This is a genomic window from Roseibium sp. MMSF_3247 (genome assembly GCF_030733765.1).
Classification (GTDB): domain Bacteria; phylum Pseudomonadota; class Alphaproteobacteria; order Rhizobiales; family Stappiaceae; genus Roseibium.
In genome coordinates this window covers 72,498-93,336 of the sequence record NZ_JASHII010000001.1, presented here as the reverse complement: position 1 = coordinate 93,336, position 20,839 = coordinate 72,498, and the positions used below count along the sequence as shown (strand labels likewise).

18 protein-coding genes are annotated in these 20,839 nt (G+C 57.4%); 12 read left to right on the top strand and 6 right to left on the bottom strand.

Features of this window, described 5'->3' with window-relative positions:
- Positions 1 to 23: 23 nt before the first annotated feature.
- The gene (locus RBB44_RS00390) at positions 24 to 947 is read right to left on the bottom strand and encodes a LysR substrate-binding domain-containing protein (protein ID WP_306147951.1); all 924 of its coding nucleotides are present in this window, start codon (positions 945 to 947) and stop codon (positions 24 to 26) included.
- Between the two features lie 167 nt (positions 948 to 1,114).
- Here RBB44_RS00390 and RBB44_RS00385 point away from each other — a divergent pair, with 167 nt between their 5' ends.
- Positions 1,115 to 2,332, top strand: coding sequence for an acyl-CoA dehydrogenase (locus RBB44_RS00385; RefSeq protein ID WP_306147950.1), 1,218 nt, complete (start codon positions 1,115 to 1,117; stop codon positions 2,330 to 2,332).
- A gap of 53 nt (positions 2,333 to 2,385) precedes the next feature.
- Positions 2,386 to 3,567, top strand: coding sequence for an FAD-binding oxidoreductase (locus tag RBB44_RS00380; protein WP_306147949.1), 1,182 nt, complete (start codon positions 2,386 to 2,388; stop codon positions 3,565 to 3,567).
- A 27-nt stretch (positions 3,568 to 3,594) separates the two neighbouring features.
- Here RBB44_RS00380 and RBB44_RS00375 read toward each other — a convergent pair whose 3' ends face one another.
- The gene (locus tag RBB44_RS00375) at positions 3,595 to 4,536 is read right to left on the bottom strand and encodes an N-formylglutamate amidohydrolase (protein WP_306147948.1); all 942 of its coding nucleotides are present in this window, start codon (positions 4,534 to 4,536) and stop codon (positions 3,595 to 3,597) included.
- 371 nt (positions 4,537 to 4,907) lie between these two features.
- Here RBB44_RS00375 and RBB44_RS00370 point away from each other — a divergent pair, with 371 nt between their 5' ends.
- On the top strand, positions 4,908 to 6,086 hold the full coding sequence (locus RBB44_RS00370) for an alanine--glyoxylate aminotransferase family protein (RefSeq protein ID WP_306147947.1): 1,179 nt from the start codon (positions 4,908 to 4,910) through the stop codon (positions 6,084 to 6,086).
- Positions 6,087 to 6,135: 49 nt separating this feature from the next.
- Here RBB44_RS00370 and pap read toward each other — a convergent pair whose 3' ends face one another.
- Positions 6,136 to 7,602: a polyphosphate:AMP phosphotransferase gene (gene pap / locus RBB44_RS00365; RefSeq protein ID WP_306147946.1), complete on the bottom strand. Its 1,467-nt coding sequence runs from the start codon at positions 7,600 to 7,602 to the stop codon at positions 6,136 to 6,138.
- Positions 7,603 to 7,818: 216 nt separating this feature from the next.
- Here pap and RBB44_RS00360 point away from each other — a divergent pair, with 216 nt between their 5' ends.
- Entirely contained in the window at positions 7,819 to 9,852 is a 2,034-nt protein-coding gene (locus RBB44_RS00360; RefSeq protein WP_306147945.1) for a bifunctional DedA family/phosphatase PAP2 family protein, read from the top strand.
- Between the two features lies 1 nt (position 9,853).
- Here the strand turns inward: RBB44_RS00360 and RBB44_RS00355 are convergent, their stop codons facing one another.
- Positions 9,854 to 10,903, bottom strand: coding sequence for a DUF1176 domain-containing protein (locus RBB44_RS00355; protein ID WP_306147944.1), 1,050 nt, complete (start codon positions 10,901 to 10,903; stop codon positions 9,854 to 9,856).
- Between the two features lie 159 nt (positions 10,904 to 11,062).
- Between RBB44_RS00355 and RBB44_RS00350 the strand changes: the two genes are divergently transcribed.
- The 5 genes from RBB44_RS00350 to RBB44_RS00330 all read left to right on the top strand — a co-directional run bounded on the left by RBB44_RS00350 (position 11,063) and on the right by RBB44_RS00330 (position 16,484).
- Positions 11,063 to 11,491: a YeeE/YedE family protein gene (locus RBB44_RS00350; RefSeq protein WP_306147943.1), complete on the top strand. Its 429-nt coding sequence runs from the start codon at positions 11,063 to 11,065 to the stop codon at positions 11,489 to 11,491.
- Positions 11,492 to 11,493: 2 nt separating this feature from the next.
- Entirely contained in the window at positions 11,494 to 11,934 is a 441-nt protein-coding gene (locus RBB44_RS00345) for a DUF6691 family protein (RefSeq protein ID WP_133949434.1), read from the top strand.
- Positions 11,935 to 11,972: 38 nt separating this feature from the next.
- Positions 11,973 to 12,866: an MBL fold metallo-hydrolase gene (locus RBB44_RS00340; RefSeq protein ID WP_306147942.1), complete on the top strand. Its 894-nt coding sequence runs from the start codon at positions 11,973 to 11,975 to the stop codon at positions 12,864 to 12,866.
- 25 nt (positions 12,867 to 12,891) lie between these two features.
- The gene (locus RBB44_RS00335) at positions 12,892 to 14,568 is read left to right on the top strand and encodes a bifunctional protein tyrosine phosphatase family protein/NAD(P)/FAD-dependent oxidoreductase (RefSeq protein ID WP_306147941.1); all 1,677 of its coding nucleotides are present in this window, start codon (positions 12,892 to 12,894) and stop codon (positions 14,566 to 14,568) included.
- 131 nt (positions 14,569 to 14,699) lie between these two features.
- Positions 14,700 to 16,484, top strand: a complete 1,785-nt coding sequence (locus RBB44_RS00330) for a SulP family inorganic anion transporter (protein WP_306147940.1) — start codon at positions 14,700 to 14,702, stop codon at positions 16,482 to 16,484.
- A 25-nt stretch (positions 16,485 to 16,509) separates the two neighbouring features.
- Here RBB44_RS00330 and RBB44_RS00325 read toward each other — a convergent pair whose 3' ends face one another.
- A complete protein-coding gene (locus RBB44_RS00325) occupies positions 16,510 to 16,998 on the bottom strand; it encodes a hypothetical protein (protein WP_306147939.1) in 489 nt (162 codons plus the stop codon).
- A 141-nt stretch (positions 16,999 to 17,139) separates the two neighbouring features.
- On the opposite strand from RBB44_RS00325, the gene RBB44_RS00320 reads away from it, so the two are divergent.
- From RBB44_RS00320 to RBB44_RS00310, 3 genes are all read left to right on the top strand, one after another.
- Positions 17,140 to 17,649: an MmcB family DNA repair protein gene (locus RBB44_RS00320; RefSeq protein WP_306147938.1), complete on the top strand. Its 510-nt coding sequence runs from the start codon at positions 17,140 to 17,142 to the stop codon at positions 17,647 to 17,649.
- Positions 17,650 to 17,715: 66 nt separating this feature from the next.
- Complete coding sequence (locus tag RBB44_RS00315; protein ID WP_306147937.1) at positions 17,716 to 19,275, top strand: deoxyribodipyrimidine photo-lyase; 1,560 nt, start codon at positions 17,716 to 17,718, stop codon at positions 19,273 to 19,275.
- Positions 19,272 to 19,418 carry a DUF2256 domain-containing protein gene (locus tag RBB44_RS00310; protein WP_306147936.1) on the top strand — a complete coding sequence of 49 codons (147 nt, stop codon included), beginning with the start codon at positions 19,272 to 19,274 and terminating at the stop codon, positions 19,416 to 19,418. The genes RBB44_RS00315 and RBB44_RS00310 overlap by 4 nt, the downstream gene beginning before the upstream one ends.
- A 90-nt stretch (positions 19,419 to 19,508) precedes the next feature.
- Here the strand turns inward: RBB44_RS00310 and xylA are convergent, their stop codons facing one another.
- The gene (gene xylA, locus RBB44_RS00305) at positions 19,509 to 20,828 is read right to left on the bottom strand and encodes a xylose isomerase (RefSeq protein ID WP_306147935.1); all 1,320 of its coding nucleotides are present in this window, start codon (positions 20,826 to 20,828) and stop codon (positions 19,509 to 19,511) included.
- Positions 20,829 to 20,839: the final 11 nt, after the last annotated feature.

The following is a 20,839-nucleotide window of genomic DNA, read 5'->3' as shown; positions in this document are numbered from 1 at the left end:
CCCTCCAATACAGTTGGCCAAGCTTACCCCGGCAACATGGTCTCCCGGTCGGTTCTCGCCGATCGGGCTTCTTCGGCCAGCCACTTGCGGAAAGCTGCAACAACCGGCCGCATCGTCCGACCTTCCGGATAAACAAAGAAGTAAGCTGTTTCGTGCTCCGGCGGAACATCAAACAAACGCACAAGGCGCCCGGACGCAAGCTCCTGCTCGATGAAGAAGCGGGGTATGAGTGCGGCACCGGCGTTGTGGATCGCAGCTTCCGTGATCATGACGAACTGTTCGAACCGGGCGCCCTGGAAAGCCGTGTCCGTTTCCACGCCAGCACTTTCAAACCAGTGCCGCCAGGCCAGCGGCCGGGTCGCCAATTGCAAACGCGGCACCCGCTTCAAATCCTCCGGTACACGGATATTGTGCCGATCCCGAAAAACGCGAGAGGCGACCGGGATGACTTCCTCATCGAACAGATGTTCGGCGATCGCACCTGCCCAGACCGGATCGCCATGATGAATGGCCCCATCGAACGGTTCTTCGTCAAAATCGAAAGGCTGCAGCCGAACGCTCAAGTTCAGACCGGCATCCGGGTACCGGCGGATAAAGTCGGCAATTCGCGGCGCCAGCCAACGAGTGCCGAATGTCGGCAAGACTGCGAGGTTGAGCACATCGGCACTGCCTGCAAACGACATCACTTGCCGCGTGGCGAGGGTCATTTGTTCCAAAGCGCCCCGGATATCGTGAAGGTAAAGCCGTCCGGCATCAGTCAGAACGATCCTCTGACGTACCCGGCGGAACAGCTCCACACCCAGCCGGTCTTCGAGCTGACGCACCTGTTTGGAGACAGCGCCTTGGGTCAGGTGCAACTCTTCCGCTGCACGGGTAAAGCTGAGATGGCGGGCCGCACACTCAAACGCGATGAGGGTGTCCGCGGGCGGCACAAATGCCCGTTTCATACCTTGCGAATTTCCTAGTTCATTCCATTTTGTAATGAATGATGGAGGAGAATTCGCTTTTCTGCAAACACAAATCAGGCAACTCTGTCTGAAACAGAATGATCTGCCTTGAACAAGGCGCCTTGAAACGATTGCGGCCAGCACCTGATTGGCCCGGGAGATCTGTTATGAATGCACCGGCAAATGTGAAATCAGCCCCAGCTGGCGGCGGCGTTTTCGACTGGCAAGACCCATTCCGTCTTCGCGATCAGCTGAAAGAGGACGAGCAGCTGATCATGGACACGGCCCGCTCCTACGCTCAGGAAAAGCTGCTGCCGCGGGTCATCGAGGCTTATCGCGAAGAAAAGACCGATCGCGAAATCTTCAACGAAATGGGTGAACTCGGCCTGCTGGGCGTTACCCTGCCGGAAGAATATGGCGGGGCAGGCGCCTCTTATGTCGCTTACGGTCTGGTTGCCCGGGAAGTTGAACGCGTTGACAGTGGCTACCGCTCCATGATGAGCGTTCAGTCTTCCCTGGTCATGTACCCGATCTACGCTTACGGATCTGAAGAGCAGCGGAACAAGTATCTGCCGAAACTCGCCAGCGGCGAATATGTCGGCTGTTTCGGCCTGACGGAACCGGATGCAGGGTCTGATCCGGCCGGCATGCGCACGCGCGCTGAAAAGATCGACGGCGGCTACAAGCTGACCGGCTCCAAGATGTGGATCTCCAACTCGCCGATCGCGGACGTTTTCGTAGTTTGGGCAAAATCGGAAGCTCATGACGGCGCAATTCGCGGCTTCGTCCTGGAAAAAGGCATGAAAGGCCTGAGTGCCCCGAAAGTCGGCGGCAAGCTTTCGCTGCGCGCTTCCATCACCGGCGAGATCGTCATGGACAACGTGGAAGTCGGTGAAGATGCGCTGCTGCCCAATGTATCCGGCTTGAAAGGCCCGTTTGGCTGCCTCAACCGGGCCCGCTACGGCATTTCCTGGGGCGCGATGGGTGCCGCTGAAGATTGCTGGACCCGCGCACGCCAATATGGTCTCGACCGCGAACAGTTCGGCCGTCCGCTAGCACAAACCCAACTCTTCCAGAAGAAACTGGCCGACATGCAGACCGAAATTGCTCTTGGCCTTCAGGCCGCGCTTCGCGTCGGCCAGCTTTTCGACGCCGGTCAGATGGCTCCGGAAATGATTTCCATCGTTAAGCGCAACAACTGCGGCAAGGCCTTGGACATCGCCCGCCAGGCCCGCGACATGCATGGCGGCAACGGGATTTCCGAGGAATACCATGTCATGCGCCACGCCCAGAACCTAGAAACGGTCAACACTTATGAGGGCACGCATGATGTTCATGCGCTGATCCTTGGCCGCGCCCAGACCGGCTTGCAAGCATTTTTCTAAGAATTGAATTTTGAGGCGGGCCGTTTGGCCCGCTTCCTTCTTCTGGGGGCTATATGGCGCACCAAACCGCGGATGTCGTGATCCTTGGCGGAGCCGTCATGGGCTCTTCCGTTGCCTGTCATCTTGCCCAGCGCGAGGACTTTTCAGGACGCATTATTGTTGTTGAGGCAGATCCCTCATATGAGATCTGCGCCTCTGCGCGCTCCGCGGCGTCCATTCGCCAGCAATTCTCCAGCGCGATTAACATCGAGATCTCGCTCTATGGCATAAAGTTTCTCCGGGAGATCGGTGCCCAGCTCGCGGTTGAGAGCGACCGCCCGGCGATTGACCTTCACGAGGGCGGGTATCTCTTTCTGGCAACGCCGGACAAGCAGCCCATCCTCCAGGAAAACCACCAACTGCAGCAGCAGCTGGGCGCAGACATCGAATACTATGATGCTGACGGCCTTGTAGCGAAATTTCCATGGCTCAATACAGGTGATCTGACTGCAGGGTGTCACGGCCTCTCGGGAGAAGGCTGGTTCGACGGCTACGGCTTGATGCAGGCCTTCCGCAAGAAAGCCAGGTCTCTCGGCGTGGATTACTTTTCCGGAAAAGCAGCAATTGAGAGAGAGACCGGCGGACACTGGTCTGTGCGCCTCCCGGATGGGACCACCATCTCAACGCCGCTTGTCGTGAATTGCGCCGGTGCCTCTGGCGGCGCGGACCTATGTCGGCAAGCCGGTATTGAGGTGCCGATCGTTCCGAAAAAACGCTGCGTTTTCACATTTGAATGCCGGGATGAACTTACGAACTTCCCGCTTCTCATCGACCCGACAGGGACCTATGTCCGCCCGGAGGGTACGGGCTTTATCTGTGGGTCCGCGCCGCCCGAGAATCAGGACCCGGACGCGACTGACTTCGATGTCGACTACGGACTTTTTGAAGAGCATATCTGGCCCGTTCTCGCCAACCGGGTGCCCGCCTTTGAAGCGATCAAACCGGGTGCCGCCTGGGCCGGCACCTATGACATGAACCTCTTTGATCACAATGCGTTTTTGGGCGGTGTTGCAGGCGTTGACGGGTTCTATATGGCGCTGGGTTTCTCCGGCCATGGCCTGCAGCAATCGCCTGCTGTTGGCCGCGGGCTGTCTGAGCTGATTGCTACGGGCACCTATCAGACGCTGGATCTCACACCGCTGGCGTTCGATCGCCTGGCCGCCGATCGTCCGATTGTCGAGAAAAACGTCGTCTGAGATCTTCTCCCTGCGGACAATCAGCTTCTATTCGGCAACCTGGAGCATTGTGGGTGGCTGGCCAGGGCGTTCGCCTGCGGGCCCGTGGGTGTCATTGGCTGCTTCGCCTTCCGTCGGAGGGCTTACAGTTTCCTCCTGTTCTTGAGCAGCCGACGGATGGCTTGGATAAGACTGACTGTTCTCCATGCGCGCCCAGTCAATGGCCCGCGAGAAGGTGTCCTCAAGCAAGTTCCCCAAGCGCTGCACCCGGCTCTTGTCTGGCTCGAAGGGCGGGGATTCGTGGCGTAAATAGGCTCTCTGAGCAATCAAAAGCGACAAGGCGTGAAGGCCGCGCTCCGGCCGGCCATAGGTCCGCGTCAAATGACCGCCTTTCATAAGCTCATCGACACCGACCGTGTATCCCTGCTGGCTTTTGAAGGAACCGACAACCAGGTTCAGCAAATCGGGATCGCAAGCCGTCCCTTCTGCGCTGCCAATACTGATGACCGGCAAGCCTTTGTCCGTCACGCCCTTGATATGAGACCGCATTGATTGGCAATCGATCACGATCACCTTGCGGTGCATCCTGGACAGCCTGGACACCTGCTGCTGCACAGCTTTTTCGAATGGCCTTGCAAACAAAAGGACCCGTTGTTCGACTTCGGTTGCTCCCGGCTCCTCTCCATCCAAATAGATGCGCTTGCCGTCGAGGGTGGTCACCGGACAAAGCGCAGTCTTCGGGTCTTCGGAAGCGCTCAGAGGAGTTTCCAAATCGCGATCAAGGTCAATGACATAACGGGAGATGGTTGAGCTGACAATTGTTGCATTGAGATCGGAGGATAACCGCAGGACGTCCTCAAGACGCCAGGACAAGTCCGTCTGCAACCGACCAGTCGCATTCAGCCGTTTTCCGATCACTGCCGGCACATCTGTACCGGTGTGCGGCAAACACAAAACGAGAGGGCTGGCCCCCTCTTCGACCACAATCATACTGCACCGCCCAGTTGACGATCTCGTCCAGAGACCAGCTTGTATAATTTCCTTTACGGAAACAAGACAGATTCCGAAGAAACAGCCCCTGAATTTGTCTTACGAAGCAATCACAGCCCCTCCGGCAAATGAACATTGGCACCTGCGCGACCAAAATAGCCACAAAAGGCTCGACTTTCATCTCCTTCATTCATCATCTGGCTCTTTTTTGCCCTCAACTTGCATCTATGCTTCTAATGGAGCAAGAAACATGCACCCTTGACCGAAGGCCTCTGGCGCGCAATTGTGAATACTGACCCGCCCGGCCCGTCCGGCCGCACACATTTCAGCTCATTCGGGGCTTAGCCCCTGTATTTTAAAAGGATGCCGCCATGCCGCTGCGATATGGCAAGGAATTTTTGATGATTCCGGGACCGACCAATGTCCCTGAAGAAGTCTTGAGGGCCATGCATCGGCCAGCGATCGACATCTATGAAGGCCCCTTGCTGGAAACCACAGACGCTTGCCTTTCCGGCCTGAAGCAGCTTTTCCGGACAGAGGGCAAGACATACATTTACGCGGCCAACGGACATGGCGCCTGGGATGCCGCCCTCTCCAACACACTCAACCGCGGTGACAAGATCCTGGCGCTTCACTCCGGTTTATTTGCAGCCGGTTGGGGCGAGGCTTCAAAACTCCTGGATCTGAATGTCGAGGTTCTGCCCGGGACTTGGCGTACAGCGGTCAATCCGGACCAGCTGGAGGCGCGCCTGAAGGAGGATACCGGTCACGAGATCAAGGCAATCCTCGTTGTCCAGGTTGATACAGCCTCCGGGGTCTGGAATGACATTCAGGCTCTGCGAAGAGCGATTGATGCCGCCAAGCACCCTGCTCTTTTCATGGTCGACACCATCGCATCGCTCGGATGTATTCCGTTCGAAATGGATGAATGGGGGATCGACGTCGCCTTGACCGGATCTCAGAAAGGATTGATGTCACCGCCAGGCCTTTCCTTTGTCGCCGCCGGGCCAAAGGCAGACAAGGCACACGAAACCGCCAACTTGCGGACCAATTATTTTGACTGGACCTTCCGACAAGGCCCTGTTCATTACCAGAAATACTGTGGCACGCCGCCGGAGCACCTGCTGTTCGGGTTCCGGAAAGCGCTCGATCTTGTATTCGACGAGGGCCTTGAGCAGGTTTGGAACCGCCATACGCTCCTGGCTGATGCGACCAGGGCGGCCGTAAGCCAGTGGGCCAAAGGCGGTGTTTTGGAATTCAATATCGAAGATCCGCGCCACCGCTCCGACAGTGTCACGGTGGTTCGGCTCAAGGATACAGATCCCGAACCACTGCGCGACTTCACCAAGGAAGTTTGCGGCGTCACCATCGGAGGGACAATTGGAGAGCTTTCTAATGAAGGCATCCGGATTGCCCATATGGGTCACGTGAACGCTGTCATGACGCTCGGTACGCTGTCCGCGATCGAGCTCGGTCTTGCGAAGCTTGGCATCGCGCATGAACCGGGCGGCGTTCAGGCCGCGATCGACACTCTTGCCGAGGCTCTTTAGAGCGCCCCGCAACAATCCAGGCTCGGGCTCCAAGCGAGCCCGGCCAAAACTACAGCACTTCTTCCAGACGGTCGCAGATGGTCTTCAAAACCTTGACCCGCGCGTGTTTTTTGTTTTCTGCAGAAACCAACGTCCACGGTGCATAGTGGGTTGAAGTTCGGTCGACCATATCGCCGGCGGCAATGGCGTACTGGTCCCATTTAAGACGGTTACGCCAATCCTCGTCAGTGATCTTGTGCTGCTTGTATACGGTCTCCTCGCGGGCCTTGAACCGCCGGAGCTGTTCTTCTTCTGAAATGGCCAGCCAGAATTTGCACACAGTGTATCCGAAGTCCGTGAGTTCCTGCTCGAACTCGTTGATCTCGTTGTAAGCGCGCAGCCAGTCATCGTGACCGGCAAAACCCTCGACACGCTCAACAAGAACCCGCTCGTACCAAGACCGGTCAAAAATCGCGAAGTGTCCTTTTCGCGGTACGCGGCGCCAAAACCGCCAAAGATAAGGGCGTGCCTTTTCTTCATCGGTTGGCGCCGAAATCGAATGCACCTTGTAGATCCGCGGGTCTAGCGGCCGGATCAAACGCCGGATGGCCCCGCCTTTGCCAGCCGCATCATTGCCTTGGAAAACAAGGACAACACCGGTCTTCGACATCGACTTGCGGTCCGAGAGTTCGGAGAGCCGGTCCTGATACTTTTTTCTGAGCTCTTCGTATTCGGTCTTCTCCAGTGTCTCGGTCAAATCGATTGCGTCGACCGCGGTTTCCCGCTTCAGTCCACCCACCACAGGCGGCGCTGCGACCGAGGTGGGCTCGCCATCCTCAAGCTTGAGCTGCATGGATCTTGCGACTGTCTGCCCAAGAGCTACGTCGCGGTACTCCGGATCTTGCGAGGGGATCACAAACCAGGGGGCAAACCCCATACTGGTTTCCAGGATAATCTTCTCACCGGTTTCACTGGCTTTCTTATGGTGCTTCAAGGCCGCCCAGTCTGCCAGGACATGCCGGCCGGCATTTTTCTTTTCGATCTTCTTCAAGCGTTCCTTTTGAACATCCTTGGGAAGGACGAACCAGAACTTGAGGATGAGAACGTCTTCGTTCGCCAGCATCTCCTCAAAACGCCGGATCCGAACCAGGCCCTTCTCGAAAGCATCCTCGTCGATCTTTTTGTAAATGCGGTCGCGCAACAGGGACTGATACCAGCTGCCGAAAACAATCGCAGTTTCTCCCTTGGCCGGCAAATCCCGCCAATAGCGCCACAAGGGCGGGCGCAGTCGGGCCTCATCCATGGGTTCGCCATAAGCGTTGCACACGAGATGCCGTGCATCCATCCAGCCATAAAGCCGGGCAACCGCCTCGCCCTTGCCCGCCCCATCAAGGCCATCAACCAGGATGAGTGTGGAAAATTGCTGCTTCTCGATCACCGGAAGCTGCGCCGCCAACAGCGCCTCGCGAAGTTCCGGTTCAAGTTTCTTGAAGGACTTTTTGGTCATTTTTTGCGGCATGCGGGCAGATTCGAACATTGCGTCCTCCGGTCACGAACCATGAAGCCACATTGTGAAACAGCAAACTTGAAAAAACCACTCCGTCGCTGAAGACGGGCATAATGCGGCAAGGGAAACTGCATTTTCCCTGTTGGAGGATGCGATCAGCACATATATGAAACCCTGCCCGCATCCGAATTTCATGGAGCCGGGTTATAACAGTGCCAGCACCTTCTTAGAGACCGCCGGATTTCCGTGACAGACTTCCTTGATCCCATCCTGCATTTCATCGCCGAAAACCCGTCGCTGGCCGGGTTGATCTGCTTTTTGGCCGCCATGGGCGAGGCATTGTTCCTGATCGGATTGTTTGTTCCCACCACTGTTGTTTTGGTGGGCGCCGGCACCCTTGTTGGCCTGGGCAAGCTTGATCTGATGCCGCTGCTCATCTGGACGACACTTGGCGCAACCGCGGGAGATGCGATCTCCTACTGGATTGGCTGGGCGTTCAAAGACAAGATCAAAAGCATGTGGCCGCTGAACAAGTACCGCAATGTGGTCGAAAGCGGCGAGGAGTTCTTCAAACAACATGGTGGCAAAAGCGTCTTTATCGGCCGCTTCGTTCCAGGTGTGAAATCCGTGGTTCCAGGCATTGCCGGCATGGCCGGTATGAATTTCACCCGGTTTTCGGTGGTCAATTTCACCTCTGCCATTGCATGGAGCGTGGCGCACATTGCGCCGGGCGTTATTGCCGGGTCAGCGCTTCATGCGATCGGTCAGATCAGCGGCCGCCTTGCGCTGGTTCTGGGCGCGCTTCTGCTGGTGATCTTCCTGGCGGTCATGCTGGGGCGGTGGTTGATCCTCATTATTCTGCCCCTGTTTCCAAACGCGCACGCGGCAATCGCCCGTTGGTTTGCCCGGCGGCCTGACCGGATCTCGCAATGGATTGGACGCAACTTCGATCCGGCTCACCCCCGCTCTGCGGGAATGCTGGCCTCGACGGTGCTTATCCTCATCACGATGCCGGCTTTCTTCTGGCTGATTGGTGAAGTCGCTCCAAACGAACCGATGGTTCGCGCGGACCTTGCCATTCTGAACCTCTTTGACAGCCTCAGAACGCCCGTCGGCGACAAGATCATGGTCTTCATGACCACACTGGGGGACGGCATCGTCGTGACTGCGATTGCACTTGCCGTGGCATCCTATCTGTTCTTCCGAAAGGCCTGGCGCCGCGGCATCGGGTTTGTCATCGCGATTGCCGGCACGGCCATTTTCGTGCCGTTGCTGAAATTGATGCTGCACCGCTCCCGGCCCATGGAGCTTTACACAGGAGCCGACTCTTTCAGCTTTCCGAGCGGCCATGCAACGCTCAACACCGTCCTGTTCGGTATCTGTGCAGTTCTGATTGCCCATGACCGCAGTCGCTGGGTAAAAGCGGGTATTTTCACAGTCACTGTCGCCTATGTCATCACCATCGGGTTCTCGCGGATCTATCTTGGTGCGCACTGGATGTCGGATGTATTGGCCGGGCTCTTGTTCGGGACGGCCATCGTGTCCGCCTTCGCCTTCGTTTTCGGCCCGATCCACAACGAGAAAATCGGGCGTTTGACCCTCACAGCGATTGTTTGCGGCATGCTTGCCGGGTTCGGTGGCTGGCATGTGGCCCGCTCCTTCGATGCTGGGCTGGTCACTTACGCGCCGCAAATTCACAAAGAGATCATCCAGGCGCGCGACTGGAGAGGTGGAACCTGGCAAAGCCTACCGGCACACCGGATCGGAATTGACGGGGAAACCGAAGAACCGCTCGTCATTCAATACGCAGGTCCGCTCCAAGCTTTTGCTGACATTGCTGCGAAAGACGGCTGGGTGCATCCGCCAAAGTGGTCACTGTCGACAGCAGGCGGCTTTGTGGAAGGCGAAACGCCGCCAGATTCTCTGCCGATTCTACCGCGCAGCCAGAACGGCCGCCAACCGGACCTGGTCCTGATCCGCAACGATGCCGATGGCGCGGAGGGCGGACGCTGGGTCATGCGTTTGTGGCCCAGCCGATACGAAGTTCTCGAAGGCGGGACACTGGAACCCCTTTATCTTGGCAGCGTCGTCCACGAGGACATTCTGAGGCCAATGGGTGAGTTCTCCGGCCCTAAAATGGACCGGGAGCTTCCCGGTATTGAAGTCAATCCGGCCCGTCTCATACCGGGTGCCGAGACCCGGCAGCGCACGAACCTTTCGCATGTTGTGCTGGCACGTCTGCCCGAACCTCCCGGCCTTTCAACTCCGGCTGCAGACTGAGTTATTGCGCCCGGTAGGCCAAAGGCCAGGTTTTGGGTTCAGGCGCATTGCCGTCACAGTCGATCTTCTCCCGATACTCGAGAAGTTCCAACTCAAGGACTTCGCCCGGCCCATCGATCAGGCGAAACACCTGATAGACGCCGCAGTCTCCCGCGCCCCGGCCAAATTCGGTGGTTTCAATGTGGCCGGACGATCCCAACACCTTGGCATTCATCGCTGAATAGTTCTGATTGCCCTCCAATCCGGGGGGATTTGGCAAGGTCAACAATTCGCCCCAGTCTTGCGGCGGGTTCTGAGTTACTGCAAAGACACCGGAACCCTGATAGGCACCTTGAAAGCAGGGGATTTGCCACATCAGATAATAGTCATTGATCACGTAACGCGCGCCCGACCAGGCAAACTGGCCATCGATGTCGCAGGCATCGCTCGCGTAATCGCGCATTTGCTGGCGCAAAACAGCCGGGATTTCGGACATATCTGCCAAGTATCGCTCGTAACCGATCGGAATACCTGCAGGCAAGTCCGGGCTGGCCGAGGCTGTCTGTGGTTGCGATGCGGTTTTCGGGCAACCGCTGACCCCTTTGGCATTTGCTGTGAAAGGCAGTTTGCCCTTCTGGATGACAGTGACCTTGGCTTTGTCGAAATAAAAGGCGTCATTTCGGAACGTGACGTCGAGAAGTTCGATCTGGACTTTTATTTCCCGATCATCGCTTGCAAACAGATATTGAGTGCCATGGCCTTCGATGGGTTCGCCGCCATAGACGAGCTCGTTTACGCTGTAGAACTTGTCTCCGATCTCCACCAATCCCGGTCCGGTAAAACCATCGCTCTCCTGATTGGCATGGAACAGATACGCATAATCGTTTGTCTCAGGGTCGCGGTTCTGCTGCCAGAACGACAAATGACACGGAGAAATTCCACCGACAATTTCGTCTTTGCCGAATAGTTTCAACGGCAGTTTGTAGGCATCCTCATCTGCATAGGCTTGCACCGGCTGAAGACACGCGCACGTGGAAAACACCAATACGGCCAACAAGTTTTGCGTTTTCATAGCCCCTCCGGCACTCAGGTTTCATTTGACCATGCCGGATTTTCCAGCCTTTGGCCAGCACGCGCTTTCCCTAAGGAAACTCTGGGCAGGCACTTAATTCCCCGCTTGCATCTTTTGTCTTATATTCATATATTCGAAAATAACGTAATGAGGATCCCCATGACCGAATTCACACCCCTACTCAGCTTCTCAGGCGGCCTGCTGATCGGACTTGCCGCCGTCGCCTTGATGGCTGTTCATGGCCGCATTGCCGGGATCAATGGCATTGTCGGCGGGCTGCTGAGCCTGAACATCAATTCCGACTGGGCGTGGCGCGCAGCCTTTATCGCCGGCATGGTCACAAGCCCGCTGGTTCTGCTTGGCGCTACCGGGCAACTGCCAGAAATCAGCATCCCATCTTCGCCTGCGCTTTTGCTTGCCGGAGGGTTCTTGACCGGTGTCGGGACCACGCTCGGCTCGGGCTGCACAAGCGGACACGGCGTTTGCGGAATGTCCCGCCTGTCCGCCCGCTCTATCGTTGCGACCATGACCTTCATGGCAACCGGCGCTGTGACCGTTTTCCTCATCCGTCACGTGTTTGGAGGTTAATCATGATCCGGCTTCTTTCAGCATTCGCGATTGGCCTTGTTTTCGGGACAGGCATTTTGATTTCCGGGATGGGCAATCCGGCCAAGGTTCTGAACTTTTTCGATGTTGCGGGGACGTGGGATCCGAGCCTGGCCTTCGTCATGGGCGGTGCCCTAACGGTTGCCGCAATTGGATACCGGCTCGCTTTCCGCATGAACTCTCCGGTCCTGGCCGCCGAGTTTTCGCTGCCGACAAAAACAGATCTGGATATGAAACTGATCGGCGGATCGGCTATCTTCGGCATAGGTTGGGGCATGAGCGGCTTCTGCCCGGGCGGACTGGTTCCGGTCCTCGGCCTTGGACTGAGCGGTCCATTGCTGACAGGTGCAGCGATTGTCGCAGGGATTTTGGTGGCGCGCTGGATCACAACACTGGGTTCACGCCCCAGTCCGGCCCAAGCCTGAGAATAGAACTGGCGAAGCCAGACAACGGGAGACACACAATGAGTTCCTCGAACTATCCGGTCGATATGGCCATTATTCCAGAGGTCAAAGCGTTTTTTGATCCGGCCACAAACACGATCAGCTATGTGGTCAAGGATCCGGCTTCAAACGCCTGCGCGGTCGTCGACAGTGTGATGGACATCGACTACGCGGCCGGCCGCATCACATATGACCATGCCGATGAAATCATCGCCTACATTCAGGATAAAGACCTGGATCTTGAATGGCTGATTGAAACGCATGTTCATGCCGATCACCTGTCCGGCGCGCCGTACATTCAGGAAAAGCTGGGCGGCAAGCTCGGCATCGGTGAACAGATTACAGTTGTTCAGGAAACCTTCGGCAAGGTTTTCAACGAGGGCACCGAATTCCAGCGTGACGGCAGCCAGTTCGATCGCCTGTTCAAGGATGGCGACACGTATCAGATCGGCGAAATGACCGCCTTTGCCATGTATACACCCGGCCACACACCGGCCTGCATGGTGCATGTCATGGGCGATGCGGCGTTTGCAGGCGACACCTTGTTCATGCCGGATGGCGGATCTGCGCGCGCAGACTTTCCGGGCGGGGACGCCGGTACACTCTATGATTCCATTCAGAAGGTTCTCGCCCTTCCGGACGACATGCGCCTATTCATGTGCCACGATTACGGCCCGAACGGCCGAGACATCGCCTGGGAAACCACGGTGGGCGATGAAAAAGCGCACAACATTCACGTCGGCGGCGGCAAGACACGGGAAGAGTTCGTCCGTTTCCGGACCGAGCGTGACGCCCAGCTGGATATGCCAAAGCTCATCATTCCGTCCCTTCAAGTGAACATGCGCGCCGGAAAATTGCCGCCCGCTGATGAGAGCGGAAAAACATTCCTGAAAGTGCCGGTTAACGGGCTCTGATTGACAATAACGGGAGGCGGCAGCCATGCAGGTGGCATCCATCGACAAGCAGATTTCGGTTTGCCCGCAGATTATGCCGGAGGACGTGCCGGACATTGCACAGCAAGGGTTCCGGTCAATCATCTGCAACCGGCCGGATGGAGAAGCCGCCGACCAGCCGACATTTGAGGAAATCGAGGCTGCGGCCAAGAAATTCGGCCTTGAAGTCCGGTACCAGCCGATTACGGCCGGCAAGGTGCAGGATGAAGATGCCGATGCCTTCGGCGCGCATCTGGCCTTGCTGCCAAAACCGGTTCTTGCCTACTGCCGAACCGGGACCCGCTCGGCAACGCTTTGGTCTCTGTCTCAGGCCAATACCTTGCCGGTCGCTGGTATTCTGATAAAAACCAAAGCCGCTGGTTACGACATGGCAGGTGTTGTCCGCCGGATCGCAAATGGCGGTCGGACACCGACGGAAACTGCGGAAGATGCCCGTTTTGATGTCGTCATCGTCGGCGGAGGAGCTGCAGGGATATCGGTTGCGTCCAGCCTGCTGTCCCGGGACGATGATCTCGATATCGCCGTGATCGACCCGGCCGATGTGCATTACTACCAGCCGGGCTGGACCATGGTCGGTGGCGGCATTTTTGATGCCTCCGACACGGCTAAAACCATGGCTTCGCTGATCCCCGCAGGCGTTCACTGGCTGAAATCTGCCGTGGCAGCATTTGAACCGAAGGACAACGCTGTCATTCTGGATGGTTGCCGCGTGGTGAAATACGACCGGCTTGTGGTCTGCCCGGGGTTGAAACTGGATTGGCACGGCATTGAAGGTCTCGTCGACACGCTCGGCAAAAACGGCGTGACATCCAACTACCGGTATGACCTTGCGCCCTACACCTGGAAACTGGTGCAGGAGATGACGTCAGGCCGGGCCGTGTTCACCCAGCCGCCAATGCCGATCAAGTGTGCGGGCGCCCCTCAAAAGGCGATGTACCTTTCAGGGGACCACTGGACCAAATCAAGGCGCATCGAAAACATCGACATCCAGTTCATGAATGCTGGCGGGGTCCTCTTTGGCGTAAAGGACTATGTCCCCGCCCTCATGGACTATGTCGAGCGCTACGATGCGACCCTAAATTTCTTCCACAATCTGATCTCGATCGATGGCCCCGCCAGGAAAGCCCGGTTTGAGATCAAAGAACCTGGGACGGATCCGCTTCAGGTCGATGTTGAGTTCGACATGATCCATGTAACGCCACCGCAGACGGCACCGGACTTTATTCGCGTCTCGCCGCTGGCCGATGCTGCCGGCTGGGTCGACGTGGATCAGGCGACCTTACGTCACAAGACCTATGACAACATCTGGTCGCTTGGCGATGTGATGAACGCGCCCAATGCGAAGACCGCGGCAGCAGCGCGCAAGCAGGCACCCGTGGTGGCGGAAAACATAATCTCAGACATCAACGGTCACAGCGCAACGGCGCAATACGACGGCTATGGTTCCTGTCCTCTCACCGTCGAGCGCGGAAAGATTGTTCTTGCAGAATTCGGCTATGGCGGAACGCTGTTGCCGAGCTTCCCGCGTTGGCTGGTGGACGGGACCAAGCCAACGCGGACCGCGTGGCTTTTGAAGGAACGGATTCTCCCTCCGATTTATTGGCGCGCAATGCTGCGCGGTAAGGAGTGGATGGCCAGACCGGAAAAAGTCACGGCAGCCTAACCAAAAGAGCCTTCCAACAAGGCTTGCCCCTAACTCTCTTTCGAGCCGGGAAACCGGCTCGATTTCTTTATGCAGTCTTCCCGGCGATGTCGCATGACCACGCCAGAGTTCTTGATACCATCAGGCAGAAAATGAGCGGATTGAAGCGTTACTTCCCCATCCTTGAATGGGGCAAAACCTACGACAAGACGACAGCAACCAGCGATCTGGTCGCTGCGGTCATTGTCACCATCATGCTCATTCCACAATCGCTTGCCTACGCCTTGCTGGCAGGACTGCCGCCGGAAGTCGGACTTTATGCATCGATCGCGCCGCTGGTGGCCTATGCCGTATTCGGCACCAGCAGGGCGCTCGCCGTGGGTCCGGTTGCCGTTGTTTCTCTGATGACGGCATCTGCCGTCGGTCAATTCGCGGCTCAAGGGACCCCCGAATATCTCGGCGCTGCGATTGCCCTTGCCTTCATTTCCGGATTGATGCTGGTCATTATGGGTCTTTTCCAGCTCGGGTTCCTGGCAAATCTTTTGAGCCACCCGGTGATCTCCGGTTTCATCACTGCGTCAGGGCTTTTGATTGCCTCCAGCCAGTTGAAACATATCCTGGGTGTTCCAGCCCACGGTCATACACTTTACGAGATCCTGCTTTCGATCGCTGCACATCTCGATGAAGTGAACTGGATCACACTTATCATTGGCGCTGGCGCGACCGCGTTCCTGTTCTGGGTGCGCAAGGGTCTGAAAAGACTGCTGCTCGGCCTCGGTTTCAAACCGTTTCTCGCCGATATTCTAACCAAGGCCGGTCCCGTCGCGGCGGTCGCTGTGACGACACTCGCCTCGGCAGTGTTCTCCCTTGGCGACAAGGGCGTCCGGATCGTCGGTGATATCCCATCCGGCCTGCCCATGCCGCAATTGCCCAGTTTCGACAGCGAGTTGTGGCTGGCGCTTGCTGGCCCAGCGCTTTTGATATCCGTGATCGGCTTTGTGGAATCCGTGTCCGTCGCACAGACCCTCGCGGCCAAGAAACGCCAAAGGATCGAACCGGATCAGGAACTCATTGGTCTTGGAACATCGAACATCGCCTCCGCGCTGTCGGGCGGTTATCCGGTCACCGGAGGTTTTGCGCGGTCTGTGGTCAATTTCGATGCGGGTGCAGCCACGCCGGCGGCCGGCGCCTATACCGCCGTCGGCATTGCGCTCGCCACGCTTTTCTTAACACCGCTCCTCACCCATCTCCCGCAGGCGACATTGGCCGCGACGATCATTGTTGCCGTGCTGTCGCTGGTCGATTTCGGCGCCGTAAAGCGGACATTCGCCTACTCGAAAAGCGATTTCACTGCGATGGCCGCGACCATCCTGATCACGCTGTTTTTCGGCGTGGAACAGGGCGTGGTCGCCGGGGTCGGGCTGTCCATCGCGCTTTATCTTTACCGCAACAGCCGACCGCATATGGCCATTGTTGGCGTGGTGCCCGGCACAGAGCATTTCCGCAATATCGATCGGCACAAGGTCGTGACTGGAGAACGGGTCCTGACCTTACGGGTCGATGAAAGCCTGTTCTTTGCCAACAGCCGGTTCCTGGAAGACAAAATATACGCTCTGGTCGCGGACCGGCCGAATATCGAGCACGTTGTGCTGATGTGCCCGGCGGTGAATGAAATTGACGCCAGCGCGCTCGAAAGTCTTGAAGAAATCAATCACCGGCTGTCCGATTCCGGCGTTTCCTTTCATCTGTCCGAGGTCAAGGGGCCTGTGATGGACCGGCTGAAACGGACGGATTTCCTTGATCATCTAACGGGCCAAGTGTTCCTCAGCCAGTATGATGCGCTGGTCACACTGGATCCTCTGACGGCGCATATTTCAGAATCGCGCACTCCAAAGAAGGCCGCCCGGTCCGATGTTTGGGCCGGACCGGAAATCTGAACCAGGTTTCTTCGATTTTGGCCGATCAGTCGTCGTTATTCTGGGCCGACTGAAGGACGGGCTGAATGGCTTCACAGAACCGGAAATGCACAGGAGCCCGCTCGCCCTCCTGCACGATGAGGCCATTGGTGCCACGCGGCTGTACGGTTACCAGTTCGATCGCCTCACCGCCATCATTCAAGAGGCAATTGATCGCCGCCCGCTGGGTGAACTGCTTGTCCTTTTCAGCCCCATAGACCTGACAAATGCGGCTCGGCGTTTCCAAAAGCCCGCGATAAATCGCAATGGCAGCGCCGGGGTCATTTCGGTCGATCCGGGGCGCAGGACAATTGCTTAAATCACGCACCCAGATGCCTTGCGCGAAATCTGCAAATCTCAGGTCCAGGGTCTTGCCCTTAAGAAGCGGTGCAGAGCGTGGAACAGACCTTTTGAGATCGCCCTTGCCAGCCATGGCTGGCGCGGCTGCCACAGCTGCGGCAGCACAAAAACACGCAGCGATCACCCAACGGTTCATAACCACTTTCCCTCCTTAAGAGCTGTTCCTCCGTCCGCGCAGCTCCCTTCGCAAGCATGATGGAGACAGTTTTCGTTTGCCACGTCAACTTCTGCGATTCCGCTGCTTGCATTTTTCGAACATAAATGGAACAAAAGTGGAATGAAAACCGATATTCGTTCAGAAGGCCGCCGAATAGAGCTCGATGATCCGCTCGCGGACGGGCGGCAATCGGAAACAGCACTGAAGGTATGGCGCGGCGCGGCGCGGCTGATGCGGCAACGCAAGTTTGCCTGCGCTGCGGAAGTCACGTTGGCTTCCGCACGCCGGGCAGACCTTTTGGCCCTTGGCCCGAAACACGAACTTTGGATTATCGAAGTGAAATCGTCGGTGGCCGACTTTCGCGCCGACCACAAATGGCCGGACTATCGTCAACACTGCGACCGGTTCTTCTTCGCTACCCATCCAGATGTTCCGTTGGATATTTTTCCTGAAGAAGCTGGTCTTATCGTCTCTGATGGATACGGCGCAGAGATCTTGCGCGATGCACCCGAACACAAGGTTGCTGCTGCAACTCGAAAAGCCGTCACGTTGCGTTTTGCCCAGCATACGGCACACAGGCTGCACGCTCTTGTCGATCCGGAGGTCCGCCACCTGAACGACGGACTTTAGGCTAGCCCTACAAATCCAGCATTCTGTTGCCACGTATAACTCCGGAAACAAATAACCTGGGTACCCGTGTTAGAACCAATCCACATCGCCTGGTTCAAGAAAGATCTGCGTGTTTTCGATCACGCGCCGCTGAAGCGTGCGAGCCTGCAGGGCCCTGTTCTGCCGCTTTACGTTATAGAGCCGGACCTGTGGCGCCTACCGGACATGTCGGCCCGCCACTATGCATTTTTGTCTGAATCGTTGCAGGAGCTGAACCAGGAGCTTTCGCGCCTTGGACAGCCCTTGATGCTTCGCACCGGCTCGGTGACAGATGTGCTGACGTCCCTTTCCCAGCGCTATCGGATCGCCGGTCTCTGGTCCCACGAAGAAACTGGCAACGGCTGGACGTTTCAACGGGATAGGGAGGTTGCTGCGTGGTGCCGGGCCAATGCTGTCCCCTGGACAGAGTGCCGCCAGACAGGCGTCATCCGGCGGCTGAAGTCTCGCAATGGCTGGGCCGGACAATGGGACCGGTTTATGGCGGAGCAACCGATTGATCCACCCGAACTCAAACCCCTTTCCGGCTTGTCTTCAGATCCGCTGCCAAAAGCCTCTGACCTCGGACTTGACGCGGATCCCTGCCCGGATCGGCAGGTTGGGGGTCGCGTGGCCGCCCTGGAAACCCTGGAAAGTTTCCTCTTTGCCCGAGGGAAACCCTACCGTGCGGCCATGGCGACGCCGGTGAAGGCATTTGAAGCCTGCTCACGCATGTCGCCTTACCTCACCTTCGGAACAGTCTCCATGCGGGAAGTGGCGCAGGCGACATGGGCGCGGCAAGCTGAGTTAAAGCAGGCGGATTTCAAAGGCCGCAGCACATGGCAGGGAGCAATGCACTCCTTTTCAGGCCGTTTGCACTGGCACTGCCATTTCATGCAGAAGCTTGAGGACGAGCCGCGCCTCGAATTTAAAAACCTGCATCGCGCCTATGACGGCTTGCGGCCTTCAACGCCAGACGCGGAGCGGCTTCAAGCCTGGCAACGCGGTGAGACCGGACTGCCCTTTGTCGATGCATGCATGCGTGCGCTGACCGCGACCGGTTGGATGAATTTCAGAATGCGCGCCATGCTGACAGCAGTTGCGAGCTATCACCTGTGGCTCGACTGGCGCCAACCCGGCCTGCATCTGGCACGCCTCTTCACCGACTATGAACCGGGCATTCACTGGTCCCAGATCCAGATGCAATCCGGCACCACCGGGATCAACACAATTCGGATCTACAATCCGGTGAAACAGGGCAAGGATCAGGATCCGGACGGTGTGTTCGTCAAACGCTGGATCCCGGAACTCAAAGACATCGATCCGGCCCATATCCATGAACCCTGGAAAGCGGAAAACGCCGGCAAGGTCCTCGGCAGGACCTATCCCTTCCCCGTTGTCGATTATCTGTCGGCTGCCAAGGAGGCACGGGACAAGGTCTGGGCCGTGCGCAAGGGTCAAGCATTTCGATCGGAAGCCTCCGGGATCCAGACCAAGCATGGCAGCCGCAAGAGCGGGATCCCGATGCGCGGGCAGGAAAAACCCCGCCGCCGCGCCCGGAAAGCCGCTGCCCATCCGGATCAGGCCGATCTTTTTGGGGACGCGACATGAAAATGCGCCGCAAAAGCGATCTGCCACAGAAAATCTGCGCGGCCTGCGGGCGGCCATTTGCCTGGCGCAAGAAATGGGCGCGGGACTGGGAAGAGGTGAAGTACTGTTCCGAGCGCTGCAAACGCGACCGGAAGAAAATGTGACACTCATTCCCTGAACGCGTCCCCGGCCTTGGGCCGGGGACGCTATGGTTTTGGTCCCGGCGCAAGGCCGGTACGTAAACGTCTGGAAACTCAGACAAAAAGATTCGCGAGGCTCTCCAGATATTCCTGTTTGCCGGACACAGGTTGCGGCTCAAGATCCCGGGCGTGTACCCGTTCGGCAAGCGCTTCAAGAGAGCTCCCGCCCTTCAGAACTTCCTGGTTCTCCGGCTTCTTCCACCCCGCATAGCGATCCTCGACAAAACCTTTCATACGGCCATCTTCGATCATGGCCGCAGCCGCCTTGAGGCCACGCGCGATAGCGTCCGCCGAGCCAACATGTGCCTGGATCAGATCAACCGGGTCGAGGGATTGACGCCGTAATTTGGCGTCAAAATTTGTACCGCCGGTCGTGAAGCCACCCGCCATCAGGATCTCATAATAGGCCAGCGCCAGCTCCGGCACATTCATGCCGAAATGATCGGTGTCCCAACCGCACTGGTAATCGTTCCGGTTCATGTCAACGGACCCGAAAATACCCAGTGAGCGGGCCATATGCAGCTCATGCTCGAACGAATGGCCGGCAAGGATTGCGTGGCCCTGTTCGATATTCATCTTGACCTCATTTTCAAGGCCATAAGCTTTCAGGAAGCCGTAAACGGTTGCAACATCATAGTCGTACTGGTGCTTGGAGGGCTCTTGCGGTTTGGGTTCGATCAGGATCGCGCCCTTGAAACCGATCTTGTGCTTGTATTCGACCACCATATTGAGGAAGCGGCCAAGCTGGTCCAATTCCTGTTTGATGTTTGTGTTCAGCAGGGTCTCATACCCCTCGCGCCCGCCCCATAGAACATAGTTCGCGCCACCCAGGCGTTGAGTGACATCCATGGCGTTTTTCACCTGGGCTGCCGCATAGGCAAAGACATCCGGGTTCGGATTGGTCGCAGCCCCGGACATGTAACGGCGGTTGGAGAACATGTTGGCTGTTCCCCAAAGAAGTTTCACGCCGGTCTCGGCCATCTTCGTTTCAAAGATGTCGGCAATCGCATTCACATTGGCATTGCTTTCCGCCAGCGTCTTGCCTTCCGGCGCAATGTCGCGGTCATGGAAGGTGAAAAACGGCATTCCGAGGATCTGGAACATCTCAAAGGACACATCGGCCTTGAGCTTTGCCTGTTCCATTGGGTCGCCGCCAGCTGCCATCCAGGTGCGGTTGAAGGTCTCGCCACCAAAAGGATCAGAGCCCGGCCAGCAGAAATTGTGCCAGTAACACACGGCCAGCCGCAGGTGATCTTCCATCCGTTTTCCAAAGACGACTTCGTCCTTGTTGTAGTGGCGGTAGGTCAGCGGATCGCGGCTGTCGGGTCCGGCGAATTGGATTGGCTGCAGATCGCCAAAAAATCCAGTGCTCATGAAAGTATCTC

Excerpts from the sequence above, each read along its gene's own strand:
- pap (WP_306147946.1), bottom strand. The coding sequence starts at position 7,602 with ATGTTCGAATCTGCCCGCATGCCGCAAAAAATGACCAAAAAGTCCTTC.
- RBB44_RS00345 (WP_133949434.1), top strand. The coding sequence starts at position 11,494 with ATGATCCGGCTTCTTTCAGCATTCGCGATTGGCCTTGTTTTCGGGACA.
- RBB44_RS00390 (WP_306147951.1), bottom strand. The coding sequence starts at position 947 with ATGAAACGGGCATTTGTGCCGCCCGCGGACACCCTCATCGCGTTTGAG.
- RBB44_RS00355 (WP_306147944.1), bottom strand. The coding sequence starts at position 10,903 with ATGAAAACGCAAAACTTGTTGGCCGTATTGGTGTTTTCCACGTGCGCG.
- RBB44_RS00320 (WP_306147938.1), top strand. The coding sequence starts at position 17,140 with ATGAAAACCGATATTCGTTCAGAAGGCCGCCGAATAGAGCTCGATGAT.
- RBB44_RS00335 (WP_306147941.1), top strand. The coding sequence starts at position 12,892 with ATGCAGGTGGCATCCATCGACAAGCAGATTTCGGTTTGCCCGCAGATT.
- RBB44_RS00370 (WP_306147947.1), top strand. The coding sequence starts at position 4,908 with ATGCCGCTGCGATATGGCAAGGAATTTTTGATGATTCCGGGACCGACC.
- RBB44_RS00325 (WP_306147939.1), bottom strand. The coding sequence starts at position 16,998 with ATGAACCGTTGGGTGATCGCTGCGTGTTTTTGTGCTGCCGCAGCTGTG.
- xylA (WP_306147935.1), bottom strand. The coding sequence starts at position 20,828 with ATGAGCACTGGATTTTTTGGCGATCTGCAGCCAATCCAATTCGCCGGA.
- RBB44_RS00330 (WP_306147940.1), top strand. The coding sequence starts at position 14,700 with ATGAGCGGATTGAAGCGTTACTTCCCCATCCTTGAATGGGGCAAAACC.
- RBB44_RS00380 (WP_306147949.1), top strand. The coding sequence starts at position 2,386 with ATGGCGCACCAAACCGCGGATGTCGTGATCCTTGGCGGAGCCGTCATG.
- RBB44_RS00340 (WP_306147942.1), top strand. The coding sequence starts at position 11,973 with ATGAGTTCCTCGAACTATCCGGTCGATATGGCCATTATTCCAGAGGTC.
- RBB44_RS00375 (WP_306147948.1), bottom strand. The coding sequence starts at position 4,536 with ATGATTGTGGTCGAAGAGGGGGCCAGCCCTCTCGTTTTGTGTTTGCCG.
- RBB44_RS00310 (WP_306147936.1), top strand. The coding sequence starts at position 19,272 with ATGAAAATGCGCCGCAAAAGCGATCTGCCACAGAAAATCTGCGCGGCC.
- RBB44_RS00350 (WP_306147943.1), top strand. The coding sequence starts at position 11,063 with ATGACCGAATTCACACCCCTACTCAGCTTCTCAGGCGGCCTGCTGATC.
- RBB44_RS00385 (WP_306147950.1), top strand. The coding sequence starts at position 1,115 with ATGAATGCACCGGCAAATGTGAAATCAGCCCCAGCTGGCGGCGGCGTT.